Here is a 25,497-nt window from a genome sequence, read left to right as displayed (position 1 = left end):
CGAGCCGACGAGCCTGCGCAGCGATCTCCGGGCGCGTGGTTCTCCGTGAACCGCGCGTCAGCGCGTCCGGCGTCAGCGCCCCAGGTAGCTCATCAACCAGGACATGGCGGGCCGCATCTGGCCGCTGCTGCTCATGAGCCCTGAGTTGGTCACCCACGTCTGGCCGCTGATGTACCCCCACAGCGTGATGCCCTTCACGCTCGGATGCTCGTAGAACATGGGGAACTGGCTCTGCATCACGTTGAGCTGCTGCGTGTCGTTCGCCAGGTTGATGTCGTACTCGGTGATGTAGACCGGCAGGCCGGTGCCGGCGAGTTTATCGAGGAAGCCCTTGACGGTGCTGGTGTTGAGCTTGTACGCGTCGTGAGCCTGAGCGCCGATGCCGTCGATGGGAGCCCCCGCCGCCCGGATCCGATTGACGATGTTGAGCGTGTTCTGATTGTCGCTGTTGTACTCGATGTTGTTGTAATCGTTGAGCAGCAGCTTGGCGTTCGGGCAGTACTGCCGCGCCCACTTGAACGCTTGCACGATCCAGTCGTAGCCGCTCGATCCCGCGCCGCCGAGGGCGTTCATGTACGACGGGGTGGTGTGCGGGGGCGGCTCGTTCACGACGTCGATGACGGCGACGTCCGGGTAGCGCTGGCAGAACGCCTGGATCCACTCTTCTACCTCTGCGCGCTGCTCGCTCTGCGACAGATTGGCGATCCAGCCCGGCTGCTGGGCACCCCAGATCAGGGTGTGGCCCTTGTAGGGAATGCCCTTCTGGCGAGCGTAATCCCGGACTCGGTCCATGCCGGCCCAGTTCATGACGTCCCGCGTGGGCTCGACGGAGCCCCACTTGCCCTCGTTCTCCGGGCTGAGCTGGTTCCAGTACCGGGACAGATCCGCTCGCACCTGCCCGCCGGTCGTGATGTTGCCGACGAACTTGCCGCCGCTGCTGCTGCCGCCGCCGCTGCCGCCGGCACCGCCGCTGCCGCCGCTGCCGCCTGTGCCTCCGGTGCCTCCGGTGCCGGTGCCTCCGGTGCCGGTGCCCGAGCTCACGGGGGTGATCCGGAACTGCTGGTTGGTGCCGCCGTTCGATGCCCATTGAACCAGGGCGGTGCCGTCCGCGGTGCCGCGGGCGTAGACGTCCAGGGACTTGCCGCTGTTGCGTGCGGTGAGGCGCACGACGCCGTTGGCGACGTCCGTGAAGGACCACTGCTGGTTCTCCCCGGTCCAGCAGGAGTATTGCTGGATGCGGGCGCCGTCGCTGGTGGAGGCGCCGGCGACGTCCATGCAACGGTTGCTGTTGACGTTGCGGATGCGGTAGTAGCCGCCGCCCGCCGATTCCATGCGGAACTGTTGCCGCGTCGAGCCGTTGCAGCCGGCGATCTGCAAGGCCGCTGCGTCCGCGGTGCTGCCTCCAGCCACCTCGACGCATTTTCCACTCTGGACGCCGGTGATCGTGTAGGTCGCCGCGGTGTCGATGGTGACGCTCTCGGCGAGCTCTTCGAACTCGTAGCCGTCTTCATCGAGCTGCTCGGCGGAGATGCACGCGCTGAGCGCGATCGTCGTCAGCAGGGTCCAGCGTTCAAATCGCATTCTCATAAGGTTCTCCTGTGCTTAAGCGGGAATTTCGTAGTGGCGTGAAACCGGCCCCTGCGACGCGTAGATAAGTTGTTGAGTTGGCGTCGCTCTCCCGTGGAGCCGGATCACATGGAAATATGTTCTGTCAACGCAGGGCAGCTCCCAAAGGTGGGGCTTGACGTCTCCGAAGCGTTTGGATCTCCTTCTCCCCCGACGCGCCGGTCCAGGTGTGCCTGGTCGAGCCGGTGTCGGCCGAGTCGAGCTCCGCGCGCGGGTCATCGTCGGACGTGCCGACCCCCCTCGGGGCGGCGTCGTCGCCGGCGCCGGGGCTCAGCGTGCCGAAGAGCTCGGTGGAGATCGACGTCTCATGGATCAGCCCACTGGCCCGCGTGGCCCGTTCTCGTGGAGATCTCAGTGCGCATGGCCACCCTTCCGATGCGAAGCAAAAGAATACCGACGAGTGCCAATGTGAGCGCTCACATCTCCGATGTCAATCGCGGAAGGCTGTTGAGGGAAGGCGGCTCCTTCGATTCATGGGTAAGTTGTTGATATGCTGTCTCTTTTTCAGGGAGGCTGGATTGCGTGGAAGAATGTTCTGTCGGTCCAGGGCAGCTTCCGCAGTTGGGACTTGACGTCTCCGGAGGGTTTGGACTTCCCTCTCCGTCTCTCCACATCGGGCTCCCTTCTCCCACATCGGGTCTCCCTCGTTTCCTACATTGGAGTTCCTTCTCCCCCCAGCAGGCGCGAGCTGCGCCGCGCGCAGACGCCGCTCGTCCTGAGGGTGTCCTCTGGGCGGTAGGGGACAGAGCGCGAGATTCACCTGACACGGCCGCGTGTCCCGCGATATCTCGGCTCGTCATCGGTGCTGGCCCCGCTCTCGCCATGTCCTGCAGCGAATCGTGGCGAGTTATTGCAGCCCGAGCAGCGTTGATTCCGATCTTTGCTGGACCAACAGCGCCGTCAGCCGCGCGGTCACGGTCAACGGCACCAGGTGCGATCCACGGCGATCGGTAGGCGGCGGCCCGCCGCGCTCTTCTCCGCGTCCGCGGCGAGCCGCCCAGGCGAGCTCGGCCGCCCTCGGGCCGGTCTCGCCTGGGCGCACCCTCGCGGGGACGATACCCTGGGCGAGGATGGAGCCCATCTTCGTCCTGATGATCATCTCGGGGATCGCGGGGCTCGCGCGCTTCTTCGCGTACGCGCGCAACGACGCGCGGCGGGCGGCCGAGGCCCGCTGGCGGCTCGCACGGCCCCTGTGGCAGCGCGCGGCGGCCCTCGTCGGGGGGGAGTTCCGGTCGGGTCCGGGCCCATCGGGAGACCCGCGGATGCAGATCTCCGTGGTGCTCGACGGCGTCGCGCTCCTCGTCGACCACGACGTCGATCGCGGCGGCGCGGCCGTCGTGCGCTACAGCACCCGCATCACGGGCACGGTGAGCAACCCGTCGGGCCTCAGGCTCCGGGTCAACGAGCAGCAGCTCGACCGGCCGAGCGGGGGGGGCTTCCGGGCGCGGCGGGTGGACGCCGGCGACCCGGCGGACGACGGCTCCTTCGTCGTGCAGGCGAGCAGCCCGGCGCTCGCGCGCTGGTGGCTCACACGGGAGCTGCGCGAGGCGCTCCGCGCGGCGACCGAATACCAGCTCACGCTCGAGGCGCACCGGCTGACCGCGATCCGCGCCGGGCTGGAGGACGACGCCGAGAAGCTCGCGAGCGCCATCCGCGCTGCGGCGCTCGTCGCCGGCCGCGGCCGGGGGCTCGCGAAGGAGCTGCGCGCGCTCTCGCAACAGCTCGGCGGGCGCCTCCTGTCCGGCGCCGGGACCACCTCGCCCGGAGGCATGACCATCGAGCTCGAGCACCGCGGCCGGCGCCTCGCCGTGACGTTCGGCCGGGATGGAAGGCGGGGGGCGTTCGGCACGCAGGTGCGCGTCGCCCGCGCCGCGTCCCCGTCGGAGCGGTTCATCGTGAGGCGCCGGCAGAGGCGCGGGCCGGACCGGGCGAGCTCGGGGCAGCCCGACGACGGCGGCCTGTCGCGGGCGTACGAGGTGCAGGCCGAAGCGCCGGACCGGGTGGCGTGGCGCCTCACCGACGAGGTGAGGCGCGAGATCGCCGCGCTCCGCCCGGCGGCCGTCGTGGGCGATGAGGCCGCGGTCAAGCTTGTGTTCGGCCGCATCGAGACGGGGCGCGACCGGATCGAGCGCGCGATCGCGATCGTCTCGTCCCTCGCGGCGCCCGCGCCGCAGGGGCCCTACCGCTGACGGTGCGGCGAGCCGCCCCGCCGGCTCGGGGCGCCGCGACAGGACGACGAGCGCGTGAGCTTCGCGCGCCTGAGCTTGCTCCACTGGCTGGCGGGGCGTGGTAGATCGTGGCCTGCGGCATGCAGCCTCGGGTCGATTCCCTGGCGCCTCCTCCGTGCGCGGCCTGCCAGGGGCGGAGAGGGGCAGGATGAGCGCGGGTCGGGACGAGCCGTCGACGCTGGTCCGCACCCGGCGGCGCGCCGGCTCCGCCGCCGAGCCGCGGCCGTTCCTCTTCCTCGTCTTGCAGTGCCAGCGGCCGATGGATCCGCCCGCGCGGCTGGCGCTCGACGGGGTCGACGAGGTGCGGTTCGGGCGAGGCCCGGTGCGCTCGATCGACCGGCGGACCGAGGCGGACCGGGCGCTGCTCGACGTGCGCCTCGAGGACGGCTGGGTGTCGTCCCGCCACGCGAGGATCACGCGCGACGGCGGCCAGCTCTGCCTGGAGGACCTCGGCTCGACGAACGGCACCTTCGTGAACGGCGTGCCACGGCGGAGCGCGACGCTCGCCGAGGGGGACCTGATCGAGCTCGGGCACACGTTCTTCCTGTTCCGCCAGGTCGCGGTGCCCGACGAGGCGGCGAGCGACGCGGCCCAGGCGGCGGATCAGCCGTTCGGCCTCGCCACCTTCTCGCCCGAGCTGGCCGAGCGCTTCGCCTCCCTCCGGGCCGTCGCGCCCGCGCCCATCCCCGTCGTCCTCCAGGGCGAGAGCGGCACCGGCAAGGAGGTCGTCGCGCGCGCCGTCCACGCGCTGTCGGGGCGGCCCGGCCCGTTCGTCGCCATCAACTGCGGCGCGCTGCCCGAGAGCCTCATCGAGTCCGAGCTGTTCGGCCACAAGAAGGGCGCCTTCTCCGGCGCCGCCGAGGACCGGCCCGGTCTCATCCGCGCGGCCGACCGCGGCACGCTCTTCCTCGACGAGATCGGCGATCTGCCCGCGGCGTCGCAGACCGCGTTCCTGCGCGTGCTGCAGGAGTCGGAGGTCGTCGCGGTGGGCGCGACGCGCCCCGTGAAGGTCGACCTCCGCGTGGTCGTGGCCACGCACCGCGATCTCCCTGCGATGGTCGAGCGCGGCGACTTCCGGGGCGATCTCTTCGCGCGCCTCTCGGGCTTCGTGCTCGAGCTGCCGCCCCTGCGCAGGCGCCGGGAGGATCTCGGGCTGGTCATCGCCGCGCTGCTCCGCCGCGCCGCCCCGGACCGGGCCGCGTCGATCGCGCTCGGCTGCGAGGCGGCGCGCGCGCTCCTCCTGCGCGAGTGGCGGCTCAACGTCCGCGAGCTGGAGAAGTGCCTGGCGACCGCGATCGTGCTCGCCGGCGGCGGCCGGGTGGAGCTCGATCACCTGCCGCCGCCCGTCGTCGTGCCGCGGAGCAGCCACCCGCCCGAGGCCTCGAAGCCCGACGCCCAGCCCGCCGAGCGCCAGCGGCCCGCCGAGGAGGACCAGCAGCGGCGCGAGGCGCTCATCCGCCTCTTCCGCGAGCACCGCGGGAACGTCAGCGCCGTGGCGCGGGCGATGGGGAAGGGGAGAACGCAGATCCACCGGTGGATCGCGCGTTATGGCATCGAGCCAGGCGACTACAGGGACGGGTGAGCGCGCGATTGGGTGACCGCGCGACCGCGCGGCCGCCGGTCAGGGACAGTACAGCGCGCCGACGGGCAGCACGCTGCCGGGCAACATCGGCGCGAACGGGGAGAACGGGAAGTCCCGGACGACATCCGACGGGTGGTTGAGAAACACGGTGATCGGATGGCGCCATGTGCGCCCGCCGCCCTTGCACTGCTGGAAGTCCCTGTCGCCCTCCACGAGCACCCCGTCGTCGACGGCGCACTGGTGGAGCGTCGGACACTCCGCGACGAGGAGCGATTCGTCGCAGGCGCCGACCGGGGTCGCGACGCAGTCGACCTCGCCCTCGGCGCCGGCGCAGAGGCGTTCCCCCACGTACGCGGCGTGATCGGTCCAGTATTCACCCGTGCAGGCGAAGGCGTTCTGATAGATGGCCTGCCCGGAGTCCTCCCCGGGGGTCGGAGCAGGGTGGAAGTTGCCCTTCTCGTCCATTTCATTCATCCCCACCTGGAGCCGGGGGTGGAGGGGCTCATTGCCCCACAGGTTCCCGAAGAACGCGCCCTCGCGCCAGCCGAAGACATCGACCTCCGCCGCCGGATACACCGCAGGGCGGAACGTCGCCTCGTTGATGGAGACGGCGCCGGGCGGCGGCGGGGGGCTCGGCCGCGGGTGGCTCGCGACGCTGAAGCGGCGGCTCCTCTGGAGCACCGCGGCGACGCCTCCGCCCGGCGCCAGGAGGCCGGCGCGACCGCTCGTCCGCGGGCCGCTCATGAGGCTGAAGTAGCCGAGTTTAGGGCAGACGAAGCGGAGCGCCGGCTCGGCGCGGCTGTCGCAGCGCACCTCGCTCGGATCGATGTGATCGGGTGAGTCGGCGTCGCAGCCCCGGATACCGCTGCAGACGCGAAGCACCGTATCGCTGACGGGCAGCCCGGCGGCGCTCGCCGGGTCGTCGGAGCAGTCGGTCAGGGGCGCGTCGCCGGTCGCGATGAACACGGTCGAGCCCGGGGTGCACGAGCCGACGTCCTGGGCCGTCCATCCACAGTTGCGCGACGCTCCCTGGGACTCGATCGCGCACCGCCTGAAGCTCGGAATGGTGTCGCCGTCCTCCGTGTTCCTCACCACGCGGACGGAGGGCGCCGGCGTGAGGAGCCCCGGCCGGTGCTCCGGGAACGCCTGGCCTCGCAGCGAGACGGTGATCGAGCGGCCCAGGGCGTTCACGAGCGAGAGCATGCACGCCGAGACGAGCTGCTGGCACTTCGGCCCCGCCTTGTCGACGGCCCAGATAGGGCAGACCCCGATCTTGCCGTCGAATGTGAATTTCTCGCCTGTCGACGTGTCGGTGTACGAGACGCTCTGGTCCTGCTCGAGGGCGCAGGCGACGAGGTAGTCCATCACCTCGCGCGTGGGCTCGTGGCGGAGCTGATAGCGGAGCTCCGGGTACTTGCTGTCGTCGGCGTAGCTCTCGGTCGCGAGCGGGACGGACACCATGACGGGGTTGGCACGCGGGTTCGTGATCAGGGCGTTGCGGGTGAGCGCCTCGGCGGAGAGTCCGTTGCCCCAGACGCCCTGCACCGCGTCCGCGATGTCCGCCACCAGCCCGCTGGCCGACCCGCCGCTGGCCGACCAGCCGCTGGCCGGCCCGACGACCGACCCGGTCGACGAGCCGCTCCCCGCCGGCGCCGCGCGCGGCGGCCCGTCGAGCGGGGAGGCGTCGCCGCCGGCGACGGCGCAGCCCGCGCCCACGAGCGAGAGCCCGAAACACAGCGCAATCAACCCTCGTGTCCGGTAGATCTTCACGCGGTCAGATTCCTTTCTTGTCTCTGGTCCGGGCGATCCGACCGGTCGGTTCACGCGGCGCCGTTCGCTCCGGGCGTGAGCAGGGCGCGCTCGATCTCGTCGAACCGCTGCTGCCAGAAGCCCGCCGACATCGCCCTCGCTTCGGCGAGGAACAGGCGCGCTTCGCCGCCCTCGCCCGCGCGGAGCGCCGAGAGGGCCGCGCTGTGGAGCGCCTCGGCGTGCTCGTGAAGGATCGCGGTCTGCCGCGCCTCGTCCACGAGCGTGCGCCATGCCGCAGCGTCGAACCGACCGGCTGCCCGGTCGTCTAGAGCCTGTTGCACCAGGCGTGCCAGCGTCCGGGCGCAAGGGGTGAGGTCGGGTTCGGGGAGGCTCGCGCGGGCCTCGGCCAGGTGGCGGGACGCCTCGTCGTGCTCGCCCCGGGCGAGGTGGATGCGGGCGAGGAGGAGGACGTCGTCCGGCGAAGGGCGCTTGTTGAAATAACGCCGCTGGAGGTCGAGGCTGCGGCGCGCGAGCGGGAGAGCCTCGTCCGGCGCGCCCAGCCAGTACCGCAGCTCCGCCAGGTTCAGCGTGGCCCAGCGCTCGAGCTGGGCATGCCCCAGCTCGCGGGCGAGGCGGACGGCCTCCCGCTGGTCCGCGACCGCGCGCCCTTCCTCCCGCCGCTTCACCCACATGAAGACGCGGTTGATGTACGCGGTGCACAGGTGGAAGACGTCGCCGGCGCGCAGGCAGGCCTCGACGACGGCCTCGGCGTGGCGCTCGGCCTCGTCGAGCCGGCGGGCCATCGAGAGCGACGCGACGAGCACCAGCCGGGCGATGACGTGCGCCTCGTGGTCGCCGACGGCGAGCGCGCCGCGGGCGGCCCGCTCCAGCTTGGGGATCCCCTCGTCGACCCGCTGGTCGCGGCAGTCCGAGCGGCCGCCCGCGAGCAGGCAGCGCGCGTCGAGGCGGGCGTCGCCGAGGCCGGCGCAGAGCTCGGCGGCGCGCGCCGCGATCGCCGCGGAGGCGGGGAAGTCCTCGAGCCAGTCGAGCGCGGTCGCCTCCTCGAGCAGGAGCTCGGCCGCGCGGGCCCGGTCGCCCGCGGCCTCGGCCAGCGCCCGGGCGGCGCGCAGATCGGCGAGCGACTCCTCGAAGCGCTGCAGGCGGTAACGCGCGCGGCCTCGGCCCGCGAGCGCGCGGGCGCGGGCGCGGGTCGAGGCGTCGTCGCGCTCGAGGAGGCCGGCGAGGCGCAGGGCCGCGGTGAAGCGCTGCTCGGCCTCGACGACGTCGTGCCGGGCGAGCGCCTCGTCCGCGAGCTCGGCGTGCGCCGCCGCCGCCGCGGCCAGGTCTCCCGCGGCGGCCGCGTGGCGGGCGATCCGGGCGCGCGCCCCCGCGGCGCGCGGCGCGCCAAGGAGGCCCTGGAGGACGGCGGCGTGCAGCGCGCGGCGGCGGGCGGGCGGGATGCGCGCCTCGATGGCCTCGCGCAGGAGCGGGTGCCGGAAGGCGTAGCGCGGCGGCGAGGCCGAGCGCGCGACGAGCACGCCGGCCCGGGCGAGGCGCGCGAGGCCGACGCCCGGGTCCAGCGCGCCGGCCGGCGGCGGCGCGTCGGCGGCGCGATCCAGCGCGCGCAGGGCGGCCTCGAGCTCGGCCGGGGAGAGGTCGTCGCCGAGGATCGCCGCGCGCTCGAGCAGGTCGACGAGCGGCGGCGGCAGGGCCGCGAGCGCGCGCTCGGCGAGGCGCTCGCCGAGCGGCGCGGCCGACAGGGAGAGCAGCTCGTCCGGCGCGAGCGTCCAGCCCTCGCCGCCCCGGGCGCGCTGGATCGCGCCGCCGACGCGCAGCGCGTACGCCACCTCGACGAGGTCGCGCGGGACGCCGCGCGCCAGCGCGTGGAGGCGATCGAGCACGGCGCGGGGGACGAACTCGACGGGGCGGAGGCGGTCCTGGAGCAGCGCGCCCGCGGCCTCGGCGTCGAGCGGGCCGAGGTCGAGCGCCACGCGGCGGGCGGCGCGCTCCCCGAGCCCCGGACGGAGCGACGCGATCGAGGGCCGCGCGGCGAGCACGATCGCGAGGCGCGCCGCGCTGCCCTCGGCCGTGGCGAGCTCGATCGCGTCGAGCGCGGACGCGTCGGCGAGGTCGGCGTCGTCGAGCAGCAGCGCGAGCGGCGCGGCGGCCGCGAGGGCGGCCGCGAGCGCGCGGGCCTCGGCGTGGCGGCGCGCGCCCGGCGCCGCGAGCAGCGGCGCGGCGGCCGGGTCTCCCGGGGCGAGCCGCCCAAGGGCGAGCCCGACGGCCGGCCAGGCGCGCGCGGCCTCCGCCGCGCCGAGCCGCTGGACGAGCGCCTCCTGGGCGCTCCCGTCGCGCTCGCCGCTGGCCGGGAGATCCAGGGCCGCGCGCAGGAGCGCGACGAGCGTCGCGCCGTGCTCGGCCGCCTCCGGCCGGAGGGCCGCCGCGGCGTGCACGGCCGCGCCGCCGGCGCGGAGCGCCGCCGCGAGCGCCCCGAGGAACCGGCTCTTTCCGTGCCCTTCCGCGCCGAGCGCGGTGACGAGCGCCGGCCCGCCGCCGGCGAGCGCCTCCTGCGCCGCGGCGAGGGCCGGGCAGAGCGCCGCGTCGCGGCCGCGCAGGGCGGTCTCGCCGGGCTCGTCGGGGGGCGCGTTGCGCGGATCGGGGGCCACACCGCGCGGAGAGGGCGGGGTATCGTGCGGGCCGTCCGCGAGCGCGCGCCGCGCTTCGGCCGTGAGGATCGCCGGCGGCATGGCGTCCGCGTCCCCCAGGCCGGCCCCCCAGGTCTCCGCGTCCTCGAGCGCAGCGCCCGCGAGCGTGACGCCGTGCGTGCCCTCGCGCACCCGGAGCGGAGCCAGGTGGACCACGAGGGGCGGCTCCGCTGCGCCGGCCGCGGCGACGCGCTGGGCCACCCGCACCGCCGCGCGCACGCCGTCGCCCGGCGCGTCGGCGGCGGGGAAGGCGAGCACCATGCGCTCCCCGCGAAAGCGCGCCAGGATGCCGCCTCCGGCGCGGGCGATGTCGACGAGCGCGTCCGCGCGCTCGCGCGTGCGCACGGCAAGCAGCGCCACCGCGCGGCGTGGCCCGGGGGCGGGGGCGGGCGCGCCGGAGGAAGCCGCGCGCCCCCGGGGCGGGGCGACGCGCGCTTCGAGCGACGCCGCGAGCGCGCGCGCCACATCGCTGGCGCGGGGCGGGCGGGCCTCGGGATCCTTCGCGAGGCAGCGGAGGACCGCCTCGTCGGCGCCCTCCGGCAGCGGCGCGAGCGAGGAGGGCGGGTCGGGGCGGCGCGCCACGTGGGCCTGCCGCACCTCGGCCGCCTCGCCGACGAACGGCGGCCGGCCGGTGAGCAGCTCGAAGATCATCGCGCCGAGCGCGTAGATGTCGGCGCGCGCGTCGACGGCGCGCGCGCCGAGGCACTGCTCCGGGGCCATGTACGCCGCCGTCCCAAGGATCGCCCCGGTCTGCGTCAGGTCGGGGCCGAGCGCCGCGCGCGCATCGCCGCCGGCGCGCGCCTGCGCGGCCAGGCCGAAGTCGATCAGCGCGACCTCCCCGCCCGGCCGCAGCCACACGTTCTCGGGCTTGAGATCGCGGTGCACCAGCCCGGCGTCGTGCGCAGCGTCCAGCGCGACCGAGAGCGCGCGCGCGATCGCCGACGCCTGCTCGATCGGCATCGCGCCGGTGCCCGGCAGGTCCGCGAGGCAGCGCGCGAGCGAGCTGCCCTCGAGCCGCTCCAGCACGAGGAACGGGCCGAGCTCTCCCGAGCGCCCGCGGCCGAGCAGCGCGGGGACCAGCGGCGGCGCGAGGCGGGCGAGCGCCGCGGCCTCCCGCTCGATCCGGCCGTCGTCTCGCCGGCGCGCCACCTTGAGCGCCACGGCGTGGCCGTCGCCCTCGCGCGTCGCCGCGTAGACGCGCGCGAACCCTCCTTGCCCGAGCAGCCGCTCGATACGGAACCCTTCGACGAGGAGCCCGGGGACCAGCGGCGACGGATCCTGCTCGAGCGCCTCGTGCTCGCGCTCTTCGGCGCTCGTCAGCGGCGATGGAGCCAGAGGGTGCGCCGGGCACGCGGCGCCAGCCCGCGCTGGGAGGCGGCGATGGCACTCGGAGCAGCGCATCGGGCGCGAGTATACTGGGGTAGGTGCCATGCGGACGCCTGCCGAGCCCAACCAGGACGAGACAGCCGTCATCTCGGGCCGACCGCTGGAGCTCGAGGCGAGCGCCGCCGGCGACGCGCTCCCCGCAGGGGCGGTGGTCGGGGGTTACGTGCTCGACGACGTGCGGCTCGGAGGCGGCTTCGGCGTCGTTCACCGGGCCGTCCCGGTCGGGGGAGGCGCGCCGGTCGCCCTGAAGGTCCTCCGCCGCGGCCTGTCGCTCCTGCCGGCGATCCTCCGGCGCTTCCAGCGGGAGGCGGAGGTGCTCGCGCGGCTCAAGCACCCGGCGATCGTCGAGGTCCGCGGCGTGGGCGCCCTGGACGACGGCCGGCCGTACATCGCGATGGAGTGGATCGAGGGCCGGAGCCTCGCGGCGGAGCTGAGCGCGCGGGGCGCCTTCTCGCCGCCCGAGGCGGTCGCCCTGCTCGAGGGGGTCGGCGGCGCGCTCGCCGCCGCGCACGCGATCGGCGTCGTGCACCGCGACGTGAAGGCCCAGAACGTCATGGTCTGCCCTGGCGCGGGCGGGATCGGGGCGCCGGGCGTGAAGCTCGTCGACTTCGGCATCGCCAAGCTCCTCCGCCCTCTTGGCGCCGCGCGCGGCGCCAAGAGCAGCAGCCTGATCCTCGGCACGCCGCTCACGATGGCCCCGGAGCAGATCCTCGGCGGCGCGGTGGACGCGCGCACGGACATCTACGCGGTGGGCCTGCTCGCCTACCAGCTCGTGACGGGCGAGCTGCCGTTCCAGGGCGCCGATGCGGTCGAGACCGAGGAGATGCACCTGCGCGCGCCGCCGCCCTGCCCGAGCGACCGCGCGCCCGTGTCGGCCGTGTTCGGCGCGGTGGTGCGCCGCTGCCTCGCCAAGGAGCCGGCGGACCGGTACGCGGGTGTGCCCGAGCTGCTCGCCGCGCTCCGCCAGGCGGTCGCCGTGCCGGGCCGCCAGACCGTGGCGCCCGCGGCGCGCTCGCCGGCCGACGCTCGCCTCGCGGGCGCCTGCGCGCAGGGGCGGTGCGCGCCGGGGGAGCCGCGCGCCGCGCTGCTCGTCGAGGCCCGGCTCTCGGCGCCGGACGACGCCGGCGACGAGGCGCTCGCCGACGTGGAGCGCCTGGTCCAGGCGGCGCGCGCGGCGCTCGTCGGGCTCGGGGCGACGCTCGTCGTCGAGAGCGCCGACGCGCTGCTGGCGGCGCTGCCCGCGCCGTACGATCGCGCGCCGGAGCGGGCGCTCGGCTGGGCCCTGGAGCTCTGGGCGGAGCTCGGCGCGCGGGCCGGCGCGAGCCCCGAGGTCCTCCCGCGCCTCGCGCTGCACGCGGCCGAGCCCGAGGCGCTGCGCGGCTGGGCGCCCGCCGCGACCGGGGCGGGCGTGTTCGTGACCGACGCGTTCGCCGAGGGGCTCGCCGGGGACGCGGGGGAGATCGACCGCGCGCCGCTCCGGGGAGAGGGCGGCGCGCTGCGCCGGGTGGTGTCGTGAGCGCCGCGGCCTGACGCGGGCGGCGCGTTGACACGGCCGCTGCCACAGGGTGTCACAGGGGCGGTGTGACAGGGGACAGCCGGGATGTGGCAGGCGGGGCACCCCTGCGGCGCGGAGCCGTCCTGCTGCGAGCACGGCGAGGGGCGCGTCGGCGGCGCGTCGCTTTCGGGTGATCGGTGGGAATCGCCCTCGGGGGGCAACGCGAGGTCGCCAGCGCCGCGCGCTGGCAAGGCGCTTGCGATGAGGCTCCGCCGCGAGGCGCCGCCGCGGCCGCGCCGCTCCCGGCGCGCTGCGCGGCGGGCTGCCTCCGCTTCGACAACCAGAAAGCTCGAGAGAGCTGAGGAGATCTCGTCATGCGCATCATTCGCTCTGCGTTCCCCCTCGCCGCCCTGTTCGCCGCCGGCTGCGCCGTCGAGGCGGCCGACCCCGAGCTCATGGAGGACGCCCCGTCCCTCTCGGAGACCTGGACCGTCAGCAACGCCGCGGACAACGAGCGCTGGGACTCGGGCCTGAACGCAAACCTCTCGGCCTGGGAGTATATCCACTGCCACATCGATAATGGCGCTGGATTCATGTTGACCGACCTCAGCGCGTTCCAGGAGCCCCTCGCCGAACCTGACGAGTTCATCGCCCGGATGTCCGGCGTGTGCCGGGAGTTCGACCTCTTGCTGCCCAACCTCCCGCGGACCGGCGCGATCGACGCGGAGACCATCTTCTCGTGGCCGGGCGGCTTCCGCACCGGCGCGCTCAGCACCGCCATCCCGGTCGCCAACTACCCCACGGGTCTGCGGCTCAAGGTGGACGGCGCCAACACCTATGTGAAGGACGTGCGCATCAACTACGCTCCCAGGAACGCGGCCAATACGGCCCTCGACCTCGCCGCGTCTTCCCACACGAGCTATGCGATCGGGTACGCCGGGAACAACGTGACCCTGAACTGCCCGGCCCAGCAGGTGCTGACGGGGCTGGATCTCAGGTACGATACGGTCGAGGGGAAGATCCGGGTCCTGGAGATCCACTGCAGAGCGCTGCAGCCCTGAGGGGGGCCAGCGAGGGGCAGCGCGCTTTCGTTCTGAAAAAAGGAAAAGAGAGCTTGCCGCACATGGCAGCTGCCCGCTCTTCCGCCCGCGGCGTTCCACGAGGCCGAGCGAACACACGCTGACGACGACGTGGGGTGATCAACGCAGCCTTCATCACCAAGGTATTCCACGAGGGCCCCGGGGTTCCGTCGAAGGCGGCGCAGCCGGCGACATTCACGATCGACACCTTGACCGACGTGTCGTCGTAATCCACGATACCGCGCTTCCGTCGGCCGCATTCACGAGGATTGCGCCCGCCGCGTGCCATCGAGGTGCTTGGACATCATCTCTGTGTCGCTGGGAGGCGACCGGCGACGCTGCCGCTTGACGCGCTCGACGTCGGGCACCAGAGCGGACCGATGTTGGGTATCCGAGCGCGACAATGGCTGGGTCGAACGTGGCAATGGCTAGGTCGAACGCGGCAATGGGTGGGCGTCGGCCTCCTCGCGGCGCTCATCGTCCTCGGCACACAGCTCCTCAAGCGGCGCGCAGGCGCTGGAGCCCGCTCCGCAGCCACGGTGACATACGCCTGGATGCAGCGGAAGGGGCCTGATGGGCCGAACGTCAGCGTCGATCTCTACGCCCCGCCGCGCGCGAGCAAGCGCGGCCCGCTGGTCGTCCTCTTGCAGGGGAACGAGCCCTCGCAGCCCGACGAGCGACTCGCCTTCGCCGCGAACGTAGGCGACTCCCTGCAGCGAAACGGGGTGGCCGCCGCCGCCCTCTCGTTCAACATCCACGCCGGCTACACGCTGCGCGCGTGCGCGGCGGACGTCGCCCGGGTCTTGCAAGAGATCACGAACGCGCGCAACCCGACGCGCGTGGTCCTCGCCGGCCGCGGCCTCGGCGCGTGGATGGCATCGCTCCTTGCGCTCGATCGGCGGCTCCTCGAGGGGGCCGGCATGGATCCCGGGCGCGTCGATGGCGTCATCCTGTTGCGTGGCACCTACGACCTCGGCGAGGCGGCGCTCGAGGGGCACCCCGACGCGGCGTTCTTCGCGGCCTCGGTCGAAGATCGCAGGGAGTCCTCGCCCATCACGTACGCGCGGTCCGATGCGCCGCCGTTCCTGATGCTGTTCGGCGCGGAGGAGGACGTCGGCTGGGCGCGCCTCGCTCGCCCCTTCGCGCGCGCGCTCCAGAACGCGGGCGCGCCCGACATCGACTACTTTGTCGTCCCCAGGCGCGATGCGCACAGCATCGTGCACTGGGGCGGAAGGGGAGACATGGTCGGCGATCTTGTGTTCCCCTTCGTCGCCTCGGGCCTCAAGGACCTCCCCATCGACAACCCCTTCGGCGTGCTCCGCCGCTGGGGTTCACGGCCGCCGCGCGACATGGCGGAGCTCCGCAAGGATCCCCGGGCCATCGCCACCTACCCGGTCGACGCCGCGCTGCGGGAGACGATCAGCGGCCTCCTCGGCAAAGGGGGGCTCGAGCGCTACCCCCTGCCCGGCAAGACGTATCAGGCCATCGATCTGCTCGCCTACCTGGCCGAGCGGCCGAAGTCCGAGGTGGGCGAGGGGGACTGGCTGGTGGTCTCGAACCTTCGGGGCGAGCAACAGTACTTCTCTCGCGAGGTGCTGAAGAAGGCGCAGGCGGTCATCGTGGTCGGACTCGACGACGAGGACAATCTCTACCGCATCGTCGACTTCTACCGGCTGAAGCGCGCCTACTCGTGGATCAAGGGCGAGGAGCCGATGCCGATGATGATCCGGCCGCTCGGCGCGTTCCTGCACTTCCGGACGCCGCTGCCCGCGGACCTGGGGAACAAGACCTACGCGGCATTCGGGCTCGATGCGGCGAGCTTTCACTGGGTAGAGAGCGATCCGCTCGCGCCGCTCCGCTCGCTCACCGGCGGGCTGCGCGAGGCGCTGATCGGCGAACAAGGGTGCGTCAAGTGCCACAGCTTCCGCGGCGTCAACGCACGGGCGCACCACGCGCTGGCGCTCGACGGCACGCCGTACGGGGCGTACGCGCTGCCGCTCGAGGAGTATCCGACCGAGGTGCTGCGGCGCTTCTTGTTCGAGCAGGACGCGGTGGCAGAGGGCTTCGGGGTCATGCCGATCCGGGTGGAGGAGACCGTCGCCGGGCAGCTCCTCGACATGGTGAACCACGAGAAGAACGAGGAGAAGTAGCGGCCCGAAACCTCAGGGTTCTACTTGCTCGTAGAGCGCCGCCGCCCACTCGGCGTGCGCGCGCGCCGAGGGGTGCAGGCCGTCGCTGGCGAGCATCTTCGCCTCCGCCTGCTTGTGCATGAGCGGATAGAGGTCCACGTAGCGCACGCCGGCGGCTCCTGCCTCGTCGCGCAGAATGGTGTTGAAGGCGACGATGCCCGCGCCGATCTGCCGCGGATCTCCGAACGAAGCGGCGGCCGGAGAGAGCGACCAATCGGGCTGCGGGAGCGCCACGATCCGATCCGGCCCGACGCCAGCGTCGATGATCGCTCGGAGGAGCGCGCGCACGCGCGAACGGTAGACGTCCGCGCTCCAGCGACGCACGTAGTCGTTGGCGCCCACCGCGAGCGTCACCAACGTGGGGCGAAATGGCGCCACCTCCGGGATCTCCCGCTCTTGCACGTCTTCGGTTGTGTAGCCGTTGACCGCCACGTTCTTGAGGGTCACCCGGCGGCCCTGCGCGCGCCAAAGGTCAGCGAGGCGCGAGGGGAACGCGTCGGACGGCGGGTTCCCGGTCCCCGCCGTGAACGAGTCGCCGAGCGCCAGATAGCGGATCTCCTCGAGCCCGCGCGTGGGCGCGACATCCTCGCTGGCACCGATGATCGCGCTCCGTGGATAGCTGCCGAGCAGAAGCAAGGCGAGGAGAACCCCGCCGAGCAGGAGCAAAACGGGCAGGAGAAGCGGGCGGATCGAGCGCATCAAGAAGGATAGCATCACGCGATCGCCGATCTAGATATCCTTCGAATCGCTCCTCGCGGTCTGAACACGGGCCCAGTCAAGGGGCATGGTGACGTGGACGATCCGTCGATTCACGGCGCGCCATCCGTCCGAACCGGGCTGCGGCGCCACCCGCGAGCCTCGTGGTGCCCACACAATCAGCCTCACGCCGTTCGACTGGACGGCGGCGCCGCTCGCCGAGCTTCAGGCGCTCCCGAGGGGCGGAAGCCCGTTGTCCTGTGAGACGAACGATCGGAATGAGGAGTGGACCGATGTCGTGACGGGGATCCGACGCTCGGTCGACACGCTCGCAGGGCGAGCCAGGGTGAGGTGAGGGGAAGGACGTTGCCCATCGGGTGCGCCCCCGGGGCGTATCTTTCCACGGCGGGATCGTGCATCATCGAACGATGGTGCCCTGCGGATGCGCCGCGATCCCGCGGCGGGGTTGGACGGAGGACATGAGCACATGACGACCCCCCTCCGCCCCGAGGAAGCGCTCGCGAGCCTGCGCCGCGCGGGCCTCGCGACCCAGATCGACGCCGCGGCCTTCGCGGCGGCGTGCGACCAGGAGCGAGGCGGCGCGCCGCTCGACGCCGAGATCGCGCTCTCGGCGCTGGCCTCGGTCTACGGCGTGCGCGGTCCCTCGGAGGCGAGCGCCGTGGACCGCGCGTTCGTTGTGGACGAGCACGCCGCGGCCGACCCGGCGGTCCTCGGGGCCGCGTGGCTCGCGCTCGAGCGATGGCTGGAGCACCCGATCCCCGTCTCGGTGGCGACCGACCTCGACGAGCTCGTCTCGTATGCGGGCGACGTGGGCTTTCTTCGTCGGCACGCCGACGCCGCGGGCGAGGCGCCGTATCTCTTCTCCATCGACGGGTGGCGCACGGGCGATGACACGCCTTACTCGCTTTACGTGCTGCGGAGCGACGGCGCGCCGCTGGTTGCGCTCGGCGTGCCGGTCCAGTTCCACGTGCACCCGGACACGGAGGCCGCGGCTGCCGGCATCTTCCGCACGGACGGCCTCACGCCGAGCTACCGCGAGCACGCGCCGGGGTGCGCCGCGTGCCGCGACGCGCTCGGGCGCGCCGCAAATCGAGGTGTCCTGCCCGATGTGTTCCGGCCGCTCCTTGGGTAGCGGCACGGACAGGTGGCGTCAGGGCGCCTTCACCTCGACGGGGACCGTGGAGCTCGCCCCGGCGCCGTCGCCGAGCTGACCCAGGGTGCCTCTGCCCCAGCACAGGACCTGGCCAGGGCCGGTGGGGCCGCACGCCCCCTCGACGATCGCGCAGGTGTGGAAGAAGCCGGCGCTCACCGCGACGACCTTGGCGAGCGCGGTGCCGTCGCCGAGGACGACGGGGTCCATTCGCATGGGATCGGCCCTGGTCGGCGTGCTGCGACCGAGCTGCCCTTGCTCGTTGCTGCCACGGCAGCGGAGCTGCCTCTGGTCGTCGATCGCGCAGACGAAGACGTAGCCGGTGGACATCGGACCCCAGACACCCGGGATCGCGGCCGCCGTCCCGGCCGGGGGAGCCTCGGCGCCGTGCTGACCTGAGCTGTTGTTCGTCCCCCAGCAGAAGAGGCCTCCCACGTCATCGCGCGCACAGCCGAAGTTCGTGCCATAGGAGATCTCGGAGAAGGGCAGCTTCGCTCCCGCCGCGATCAGCGGCATGTGCGCGCTGTAGTTCGCGCCGCCCTCGGAGCCGGCGGCGGTGTTCGTGAGGATGTATCCGCCGCCCATCGCGCCCCAGCAACGCAGCCCGTCCTCCGCGGCCCCGGTCGAGAAGCAGGTGCCTATCGAGCCGATGCCCCGCGCGAGGATGGCCCTCGGACCGGCCGTCGCGGTGAAGTTGAACGCCTTCACCGGGACGAGGCTCTCCTCGCCGGTCGCCTCCGGCCCGAGGCTCGAGAACAGGTTGGACCCCCAGCAGTAGATGCTGCTGGTCGAGGTGAGCGCGCACGCCGAGTACCACTCCGGTGCGATCTTGCGCACGAGCAGCGGGGCCGCACCGTCATTGACGATCGCGGGCACGTCGTGGGCCATCGCGTCCTTGGAGCCATTCCCGAGGATGCCGGTCTCGTTGTTTCCCCAGGCCCAGAGTCGGAGCTGGCTGTCGATGGCGAAGGTCGCCTGCTCGGTCAGCGCGATCTGCGTGATCGTCGCCGCGCCGAGCGACGCGGGAAACCGCACGCTCACCGGCGTGCTCGAGGAGACCGCCATCGCCTGCGGAACACCCAGCTGGCCGAACGAGTTGTCCCCCCAGCAGGCGAGAGAGCCGTCATGCCGGATCGCGCACGTATGGCTGCCGCCCGCGGCCACCATGATGGCGTCGGCGAGCGTGGGGCTGTCCGGCGGGATCTGGCATCCAGGATCACCCCCGCCGCCGGACGCGCCCCCGCCGCCTTCGCCCCCGCCGCCGGACGCGCCCCCGCCGCCCTCGCCCCCGCCGCCGGACGCGCCCCCGCCGCTGCCGCCAGACGCGCCGGCGCCCCCGCCGCCCTGCGCATCGATCGGACCGCCGCCCGTTCCGCCACCCGCGCCGCTGTCCGAGAAGCGCCGGTCAGCAGCGGTGCATCCCGCCCCCGCAGCGAGGGTGGCGGCGACGACGAGAAAGGAGCAGAAGTTCGGTCGCGTCTGGGTGTTTCTCTTCATTTCAAGCATCCGGCTACACTCCCAGCGTCCCTCAAACAGCCTTACCGCACGGAGGGCAAGAGGGGAAGGGCCACGCTGGCGACCCGCGGCGGGCGCGGATATACACCGGGCCGATGTCCCCCGCGCCGTCGCCGGTCGATGCCGTCCACAGCCTGATCTCCGCGTTCGGCGCGAGCTTCGCGCCCGGCGACACGGCGCCTCCGTACGAGGTGAGCCTCGATGGGCCAAGGATCCGCCTGACCACGAGCCGCGGCGTGCTCGAGGAGCACGCGTCCGAGTGGAAGCGCCTGTGCGGCCGGCTCTGGGCGCAGGCCCTGCCGGACGAGCGCGCGCGAGCGCTCGAGGTCCTGCTGCCCACGCTCTCCGACTTCGACGGCGCGGTGTGGGCGCCCATGCAGCGCCTGCTCGAGGCGGACGCCGTGGCGTCGGCGCTGCGCACGCTCGAGGCGTCCCTGCCGGATGCGCTCGAGGCCCTCGCGTGTCGATGCTCCGCCTCCTTCGCCGAGTCGATCCACGGCGAGCACCCGTTCGCCCGCGGCGCGATCCCGGCCGCGCAGAAGGAGGCCTTCGCGAGGAAGAGCGCGCTCTCGACCGTGGAGCTCGTGAAGATACCGCTCGAATTCCTGGGCAGCGCCAGCCCCCTCGAGCGCCTGGAGGCGCTCTACTGGCTGCGCGATGCCATGCGCGAGAACCCGACGAAGGTGCTCGGCATTCATCGCTTGCTCGTGCAGCACGTGCTGCCCGTGTGCCGCCAGGGCGTGGGGCTCTGGCGCGAGGGCGCCATGGGCGTGATCGAGCGCTGGGTCACGCGCCTGGTCTCGCGCGCTGCCTACCCGGAGGCGCTGCCGATGCTCGACCTCCTGCTGGCGTACGGGGTGGCGATCCCAGGCCTCCTGCCGCTGCGCTACGAGGCCCTGCTCGCCTCGAACGAGCCGGCCGAGGCCGAGCGCACGCTGCTGCGCCTGCGCGCCATCGCCGACGGCTCGGGGCACCTGCGCTCGCCCTGGGTGCGGGCGGACAGCCACGTGGACGACCTCTGCGCCATCACCTCGTGGAAGGTCGCCAAGGTGTTCCGCCAGGTCGCCGACGGCGCGCACCCCTTCGCGGAGCGGCGCCTGAAGAACGAGCCCGGTCCGCCGGCCGTCACCGCGTCGGAGGCGGCGGAGATCAGCCGTGGCCTCGCCGCACACGCGCTGGAGCTCTTCCGGCGCCGCGCCGCCCAGCCGCCCACGGTCGCGTATCCCCCGCGCTACGATGTCTACATCGCGTGGGCCAGGCAGCTTGCCGACTAGAGCGACAAACGGGTTGAAGCCGCACGCAAACAGCGAGAAGTTGAGACGCCAAGAGACGCCAAGATTTATTGTTTTCTTGGCGTCTTTTCTCCCGGCGGCGAGCGAATGCACGCCCCCGATCCGCCGATTCTTCTCGTCGAAATGGGAGGACCATGAGGCCTGGGTCTGCGCGACGCTCGATGCCCGATCCGTGCATGGCTCGCCCGACACGAAGGCTTCGTGCGCCTCGATTCGCGGCCTCAGCAGATGCGCGGGAGCTGCTCGCCGGAGAGCAGATCGAGCGTGCGGCGGGTCCCGAGCCGGGTCCTCAGGACAACGCTCCCTTTCCCCTCGCCGACGACCCGACCGATGCGCGCGGCCCCGCGGCCGAGCCGGTGATCGCGCAGGCTCGCCAGGGCGCGCTCCGCCTGGGCTTCCGGCAGGAACGCGACGAGCCGGCCCTCGCACGCCACGTACAGCGGGTCGAGCCCGAGGAGCTCGCACGCCCCGAGGACCGCAGGTTCTACCGGGATCTGCGCTTCCTCCACCTCGACGTGGACGCTCGCGTCGCGCGCGATCTCGTTGAGCACGGCCGCGAGCCCGCCGCGGGTCGGATCCCGCAGGCAGTGGACGTCGATCCCCGACGCGAGCAGCGCCGCGGTGAGGCCTTGGACTGGCGCGCAATCGCTCTCCACGGGCTCCTCGAACGCCAGCGCCTCACGCACGGACAGCACCGCGATCCCGTGCCGCCCCACGTCGCCGGACACGAGCACGGCATCACCCGGCCGGACGCGGCGCGGCGCGATCACCACACCTTCGGGCACCACGCCGATGCCGGCGGTGTTGATGAACAGCCCATCTCCCTTGCCCCGATGGCCTGGATCCGCCGTGCGAGCAGCATGCCCAGCGGACCCCCCTCTCGCGTCGGCGCAGAGCCTGCTGGTCCTCCTGGTTGAGCTGGAGCCCCTGAACCTAGACCTCGGCTGCTTTCGTTCTTGGCTCACACCCGCCCAGACGCACGAGCCGGCAAAATGGATCGTCAGTACTGAGGGGCGGCACTCGAGTAGACGGCCCGTAGCGCAGGGAATTGCATGGCGGACGACATGGTCATCGTCGGCGTCGCGGTGGCGACGCTGAGCCGCCGCAAATTCCAGGAGAGGGTGGGACCGTGGCTCAAGCTGCTGAGCGGCGCGATCATGGTGCAGTTCGGTCCGCTTCTGCTGCTCAAGTCCGACTGGCTAGCCACAGAGCGCCGCGGCAGACACACCAACTCGAAAGCCGTCGCGAGGCGTCCGATGGCCGCGTCGTGCATACTCCGGGTATGCACAGGGGCTCGAGCGCGGAGCGCGGGGCCACTTCTGCAAACGCCGATGGGCACTCACGGGCCACCTCGCTGCCCATGAGCATGCCGCGCACGTGCACCGCTTCAGGGGGATGAATCGCGGTCGTGCGACCTCGTTCGCAAATTGACCGGCACGCATCTTGCTAACAATATTGACGAGAGAGCCAGCGTCGCAAACAGGGCTCTTCTCAGGGGTAACGATGATCTCCCAATCCATCCTGCTGCTCGCTGCGTCAAGCGCAGCTCTGCTGACGTCAAGCTGTTACGAGATCGATCTGGGGCTCGGCGGGGACGGCTTCTCGGGCGGAGACGAGGACGTCGTCACGGCCTTGCGGGCTGCGACGACGTTGTACGACGTTGGCATCATCCCCGATACCCCCGACTGCCCTCACGAATCCGAGCTCATCCACATCTACATGGACGATGAGGACAAGAACAACAAGAACCATACATGGGGCTACACCGGAGCGATCGTGAATGACAAAAATACTAGATTTAGCTTCTGCCGACTCGACGGAAGGCAACTCAAGCCGCTCACGTCGACCCCCGATCCGCGGCGCTACTACGCTGTCCTCCAGCTTGGTCCCTATTGCCCGACGGGATCGACCAGCTTCTCGCGTCACTTCGACAACGAGGACGACGACAACAAGAACTCGAGCAGCGCCAGCTTCGGGAGTTCGATATTTCCGAACGTCAGCAATCGAAACACCACGCTCTATTTCTGCCTCTTCACCCACGGGAGCGACACCATGGCCAGCTTCCCCGACATCGGGATCGGCTACGGCGTGCTCGCCGCGAGCGACTTCCTGGGCGACCTCGGGAAGGGGGCCATCGACATCGACGACGAAGACAAAGACAACAAGAATAAATACGATGTGCCTGACAGCATTCGCGACGACGCGCAGAGGATCGTCTCATCTGGACGAAACACGACGATGAGCTTTGCCAAGGTCCGCTAGTCCAGCAGTCACGGCTCGGGTTCTCGGGGTTAGTGATGGGAAGCTCGCCGGGGCTCGCATCGAATGCCACGCGAGAGAGCTCGACACGACCCAGCTCGGTTCATTCCCACCCCGTGGTGTGTGCTTCCCCACGGCAGAGCACGCACACGACAGGCTCGATGGCGAGGAGTTCGCCAGTGCTGTGGGCGGCGATGCCGCGGGCCGCTGCTGCATCCGTCGAAGAGCCTATCTCGTCGGCAATGAGGCGTGCTCCGGTGTGCGCGCCGGGACCGAGCGCGGGACACCGCGGTGCTCGCGCACCGCCTCGAGCTCGTCTTCGAGCGTCATCTCAATGATGCATGCAGAGCGTCGAGCCGGGTGTGAGGTTGGTCATGATGACGTCCGTTCCATGGAACGAACGACGTTGCCTGTACGGTCTGCCGACAGGGACGTCGATTTCCCGGTCCGAGAACCCGTACGAGAAGATGAGCCTTGCCCTCGCATCAATCGAGCCGCCGTTCTCGACGATGATTTTTGAGCTGCCAACGAGGGAAGTGCCGCAACGCACCGAATTGCCGAACGTCGCGCATCCACCGCAACTTTGCTCGGCGGCGCTGGCGACTGATCCTGTCTCTTCATGTTCGGGCGTTTCGAGCTCGGCTGCGCACGCCAGCATGCTGGAGACAACAATTCCGAGAGCAGCAGCTCTCCATTCGATAGCCATGGATCCCCTCCCTTGCCCCTGGAACGACCATCAACCTCGAGCGAACGACCCATCGGAGCCGCTTGTCGCGCTCCGACGTTGAGAACACGTGTTGTGACATGCCGCACGAGATCGCGCGGCGCCGGGCGGCGCATCGGCGAGCACCCGTGGCCTCAGCGGGTGCACCTCCGCCACATGAGACGGTAGGTCTGCTCGCTCACGGTCATCCGACCTGTCCCCGTGAGATTTCGCTGGTTGTCGATATCGACGGACGTCCTGATCACGAGCGGCGCGATGGCGCCGCACGGCGACCATACAGCAGTGTGTGGCCCGAGCGCGTCGCGGTGGGAATAGGTGGCATTGTAGGGTCCACGAAGCACCGTCCTGAACTCGGGCTCCTCGCCGGGAGGGGAACCGGAGAAGTAGTAGGAAGCTCGCTGCGTCCCGACGATCCCGGCGCCGAGGTCCGCAAAGCCTCGAAAGTCGACATCGGCGACCGAGAAGCTGAAACCCTCCGGGAAATCCAGCTCGACAGTGAGCGCGCAGAATTTCCGCTTCTCGACGACCTCGACCGAGGGGCCGACGCTCGCGACGAACCTGTCGAACGAGAGGATGGATCCGTCGGCGGTGATGCTCGCGGCGACGCTCCGTTCGGGGCACCCCGATCCGCCGTGCGTGAAGGAGCGGACGCGCGCGTACGGAGGAGTGTCCTGCGCGTGGGAGGAGCCGGTGATTCCGATCCCGGCCAGCCCCGCCGCAAGGAACGCCATCGTGGTGAGCTTGTGGTTCATCGTCGTCCTCCAGCAATGCAGGCTGACGCGGCGAGCGCGGGACCGCAGAGCCGCGTGACGCGGGCCTGGTGACCCCGCCCCGCGCGACCGAGCGCACCGGCGAGATCCGGTGGCGTCAGCGGGGGCACCTCCGCCACCTCAGGTGGTAGATCTGCTCGACCTTGAGATCCGTTGTGTCCACGCTCATAAGGCCCGTCCCGGTGAGATTTCGCTGGTTGTTGATATCGACGGACGTCCTGATGACGAGCGGCGCGATGGCGCCGCACGGCGACCATACGGCGGCCAGCAGCCCCAGCGAGTCGCGGCGCGAGTAGTTGTCATTGTAAGGCCCCCTGAGCACCGTCTTGAACTCGGGCTCACGGCCGGGGCGGAAACCCGCGAAGTAGTAGGAAGCTCGCTGCGTCCCCACGAGCCCGGCGCCGAGGTCGGCAAAGCCTCGAAAATCGACATCGGCGACCGAGAAGCTGAAACCCTGCGGGAACTCCATCTCGACAGTGAGCGTGCAGTTTTTTTCGCTTCTCGGCGACCGCGACCGCGGGGCCTACGGTCGCGACGTATTTGTCGTACAAGACCGTGAGTATGCGCCCGTCAGCCGTGATGTTCGCGCCGACGCTCCGTTCCGGGCATCCCGAGCCTCCGTGTGTGAAGCTCCGGATCCTTGCGTACGAAGGATTATCCTGCGCGTGTGCGGTGCGAGTCAATCCGGTGCCGGCAAGGCCCGCGGCAAGGATCGCGAGCGTGATGATCGTGTGCTTCATCGTCGTCCTCCAGCAATGTACAGACTCGCGCGGCATGCGCCGCTCCGCCGAGCCGTGCGACACGGGCCTTCTGATCCCGCCCCACGCAGCCGGCATGAGTCCTCCGGCGGCGAGGAGGGGACGCATCGAGATCTCGAGGCCCTCCCACTACAGCATGTAGTCACCACGGCCGTGCAGTCGCAAGAGGGCCGAAGGCGCGGAGAGGACCGTCTTGAGCTCGGGCTCCTGTTCCCGCCGGGATCCGGAGAAGCCGTAGTGCGCGATACTCGCTGTTCACCCGCTCATCGAGCG

16 protein-coding genes and 2 pseudogenes are annotated in these 25,497 nt (G+C 71.7%); 8 read left to right on the top strand and 10 right to left on the bottom strand.

Annotated elements, in window-relative coordinates:
- Window positions 1-72: 72 nt before the first annotated feature.
- Window positions 73-1,587: an endo-1,4-beta-xylanase gene (locus tag WMF11_RS26220; protein ID WP_437972649.1), complete on the bottom strand. Its 1,515-nt coding sequence runs from the start codon at window positions 1,585-1,587 to the stop codon at window positions 73-75.
- 1,109 nt (window positions 1,588-2,696) lie between these two features.
- Here WMF11_RS26220 and WMF11_RS26215 point away from each other — a divergent pair.
- Together WMF11_RS26215 and WMF11_RS26210 are read left to right on the top strand one after the other, a co-directional pair.
- Window positions 2,697-3,815 (top strand): hypothetical protein, encoded by a 1,119-nt coding sequence (locus WMF11_RS26215; protein WP_437902046.1) that lies wholly within the window; start codon window positions 2,697-2,699, stop codon window positions 3,813-3,815.
- A gap of 187 nt (window positions 3,816-4,002) precedes the next feature.
- On the top strand, window positions 4,003-5,436 hold the full coding sequence (locus tag WMF11_RS26210) for a sigma 54-interacting transcriptional regulator (protein ID WP_437902045.1): 1,434 nt from the start codon (window positions 4,003-4,005) through the stop codon (window positions 5,434-5,436).
- 39 nt (window positions 5,437-5,475) lie between these two features.
- On the opposite strand, the gene WMF11_RS26205 is transcribed toward WMF11_RS26210, so the two are convergent.
- Both WMF11_RS26205 and WMF11_RS26200 read right to left on the bottom strand, forming a co-directional pair.
- Entirely contained in the window at window positions 5,476-7,206 is a 1,731-nt protein-coding gene (locus tag WMF11_RS26205) for a hypothetical protein (RefSeq protein WP_437972648.1), read from the bottom strand.
- Window positions 7,207-7,256: 50 nt separating this feature from the next.
- A complete protein-coding gene (locus tag WMF11_RS26200; protein ID WP_437972647.1) occupies window positions 7,257-11,291 on the bottom strand; it encodes a protein kinase domain-containing protein in 4,035 nt (1,344 codons plus the stop codon).
- A 28-nt stretch (window positions 11,292-11,319) separates the two neighbouring features.
- Here WMF11_RS26200 and WMF11_RS26195 point away from each other — a divergent pair, with 28 nt between their 5' ends.
- From WMF11_RS26195 to WMF11_RS26185, 3 genes are all read left to right on the top strand, one after another.
- The gene (locus WMF11_RS26195; RefSeq protein ID WP_437972646.1) at window positions 11,320-12,792 is read left to right on the top strand and encodes a serine/threonine-protein kinase; all 1,473 of its coding nucleotides are present in this window, start codon (window positions 11,320-11,322) and stop codon (window positions 12,790-12,792) included.
- A gap of 353 nt (window positions 12,793-13,145) precedes the next feature.
- Window positions 13,146-13,832, top strand: a complete 687-nt coding sequence (locus WMF11_RS26190; protein WP_437972645.1) for a hypothetical protein — start codon at window positions 13,146-13,148, stop codon at window positions 13,830-13,832.
- A gap of 467 nt (window positions 13,833-14,299) precedes the next feature.
- On the top strand, window positions 14,300-16,000 hold the full coding sequence (locus WMF11_RS26185; protein WP_437972644.1) for an alpha/beta hydrolase family protein: 1,701 nt from the start codon (window positions 14,300-14,302) through the stop codon (window positions 15,998-16,000).
- A 12-nt stretch (window positions 16,001-16,012) separates the two neighbouring features.
- Here WMF11_RS26185 and WMF11_RS26180 read toward each other — a convergent pair whose 3' ends face one another.
- Complete coding sequence (locus tag WMF11_RS26180) at window positions 16,013-16,738, bottom strand: SGNH/GDSL hydrolase family protein (protein ID WP_437972643.1); 726 nt, start codon at window positions 16,736-16,738, stop codon at window positions 16,013-16,015.
- Window positions 16,739-17,222: 484 nt separating this feature from the next.
- On the opposite strand from WMF11_RS26180, the gene WMF11_RS26175 reads away from it, so the two are divergent.
- Window positions 17,223-17,888 (top strand): hypothetical protein, encoded by a 666-nt coding sequence (locus WMF11_RS26175; RefSeq protein ID WP_437902036.1) that lies wholly within the window; start codon window positions 17,223-17,225, stop codon window positions 17,886-17,888.
- An 18-nt stretch (window positions 17,889-17,906) separates the two neighbouring features.
- On the opposite strand, the gene WMF11_RS26170 is transcribed toward WMF11_RS26175, so the two are convergent.
- Window positions 17,907-19,403 (bottom strand): RCC1 domain-containing protein, encoded by a 1,497-nt coding sequence (locus WMF11_RS26170; RefSeq protein WP_437972642.1) that lies wholly within the window; start codon window positions 19,401-19,403, stop codon window positions 17,907-17,909.
- A gap of 113 nt (window positions 19,404-19,516) precedes the next feature.
- Here WMF11_RS26170 and WMF11_RS26165 point away from each other — a divergent pair, with 113 nt between their 5' ends.
- Window positions 19,517-20,695: a hypothetical protein gene (locus tag WMF11_RS26165; protein ID WP_437972641.1), complete on the top strand. Its 1,179-nt coding sequence runs from the start codon at window positions 19,517-19,519 to the stop codon at window positions 20,693-20,695.
- Between the two features lie 239 nt (window positions 20,696-20,934).
- Here the strand turns inward: WMF11_RS26165 and WMF11_RS26160 are convergent, their stop codons facing one another.
- A complete protein-coding gene (locus WMF11_RS26160; RefSeq protein ID WP_437972640.1) occupies window positions 20,935-21,501 on the bottom strand; it encodes a HypE family hydrogenase expression/formation protein in 567 nt (188 codons plus the stop codon).
- 715 nt (window positions 21,502-22,216) lie between these two features.
- Between WMF11_RS26160 and WMF11_RS26155 the strand changes: the two genes are divergently transcribed.
- A complete protein-coding gene (locus tag WMF11_RS26155; protein WP_437972639.1) occupies window positions 22,217-22,975 on the top strand; it encodes a hypothetical protein in 759 nt (252 codons plus the stop codon).
- A gap of 328 nt (window positions 22,976-23,303) precedes the next feature.
- Here the strand turns inward: WMF11_RS26155 and WMF11_RS26150 are convergent, their stop codons facing one another.
- From WMF11_RS26150 to WMF11_RS26135, 4 genes and pseudogenes are all read right to left on the bottom strand, one after another.
- Window positions 23,304-23,678 (bottom strand): hypothetical protein, encoded by a 375-nt coding sequence (locus tag WMF11_RS26150; RefSeq protein ID WP_437902020.1) that lies wholly within the window; start codon window positions 23,676-23,678, stop codon window positions 23,304-23,306.
- Between the two features lie 152 nt (window positions 23,679-23,830).
- On the bottom strand, window positions 23,831-24,448 hold the full coding sequence (locus tag WMF11_RS26145) for a DUF4360 domain-containing protein (RefSeq protein ID WP_437902018.1): 618 nt from the start codon (window positions 24,446-24,448) through the stop codon (window positions 23,831-23,833).
- Between the two features lie 115 nt (window positions 24,449-24,563).
- Window positions 24,564-24,968 (bottom strand): annotated as a pseudogene (locus WMF11_RS26140) (DUF4360 domain-containing protein); the annotation flags it as partial.
- Window positions 24,969-24,993: 25 nt separating this feature from the next.
- Window positions 24,994-25,206 (bottom strand): annotated as a pseudogene (locus tag WMF11_RS26135) (DUF4360 domain-containing protein); the annotation flags it as partial.
- Window positions 25,207-25,497: the final 291 nt, after the last annotated feature.

It is taken from the genome of Sorangium sp. So ce295 (assembly GCF_051527405.1).
In the GTDB taxonomy this organism is placed as follows: domain Bacteria; phylum Myxococcota_A; class Polyangia; order Polyangiales; family Polyangiaceae; genus Sorangium; species Sorangium cellulosum_B.
This window is presented reverse-complemented; position numbering and strand designations above follow the sequence as displayed.

What these genes read in the sequence shown, in the direction of transcription:
- WMF11_RS26215 (WP_437902046.1), top strand. Translation starts at nt 2,697, where the DNA reads ATGGAGCCCATCTTCGTCCTGATGATCATCTCGGGGATCGCGGGGCTC.
- WMF11_RS26200 (WP_437972647.1), bottom strand. Translation starts at nt 11,291, where the DNA reads ATGCGCTGCTCCGAGTGCCATCGCCGCCTCCCAGCGCGGGCTGGCGCC.
- WMF11_RS26180 (WP_437972643.1), bottom strand. Translation starts at nt 16,738, where the DNA reads ATGCGCTCGATCCGCCCGCTTCTCCTGCCCGTTTTGCTCCTGCTCGGC.
- WMF11_RS26195 (WP_437972646.1), top strand. Translation starts at nt 11,320, where the DNA reads ATGCGGACGCCTGCCGAGCCCAACCAGGACGAGACAGCCGTCATCTCG.
- WMF11_RS26150 (WP_437902020.1), bottom strand. Translation starts at nt 23,678, where the DNA reads ATGGCTATCGAATGGAGAGCTGCTGCTCTCGGAATTGTTGTCTCCAGC.
- WMF11_RS26155 (WP_437972639.1), top strand. Translation starts at nt 22,217, where the DNA reads ATGATCTCCCAATCCATCCTGCTGCTCGCTGCGTCAAGCGCAGCTCTG.
- WMF11_RS26220 (WP_437972649.1), bottom strand. Translation starts at nt 1,587, where the DNA reads ATGAGAATGCGATTTGAACGCTGGACCCTGCTGACGACGATCGCGCTC.
- WMF11_RS26190 (WP_437972645.1), top strand. Translation starts at nt 13,146, where the DNA reads ATGCGCATCATTCGCTCTGCGTTCCCCCTCGCCGCCCTGTTCGCCGCC.
- WMF11_RS26145 (WP_437902018.1), bottom strand. Translation starts at nt 24,448, where the DNA reads ATGAACCACAAGCTCACCACGATGGCGTTCCTTGCGGCGGGGCTGGCC.
- WMF11_RS26210 (WP_437902045.1), top strand. Translation starts at nt 4,003, where the DNA reads ATGAGCGCGGGTCGGGACGAGCCGTCGACGCTGGTCCGCACCCGGCGG.
- WMF11_RS26170 (WP_437972642.1), bottom strand. Translation starts at nt 19,403, where the DNA reads ATGAAGAGAAACACCCAGACGCGACCGAACTTCTGCTCCTTTCTCGTC.
- WMF11_RS26165 (WP_437972641.1), top strand. Translation starts at nt 19,517, where the DNA reads ATGTCCCCCGCGCCGTCGCCGGTCGATGCCGTCCACAGCCTGATCTCC.
- WMF11_RS26175 (WP_437902036.1), top strand. Translation starts at nt 17,223, where the DNA reads ATGACGACCCCCCTCCGCCCCGAGGAAGCGCTCGCGAGCCTGCGCCGC.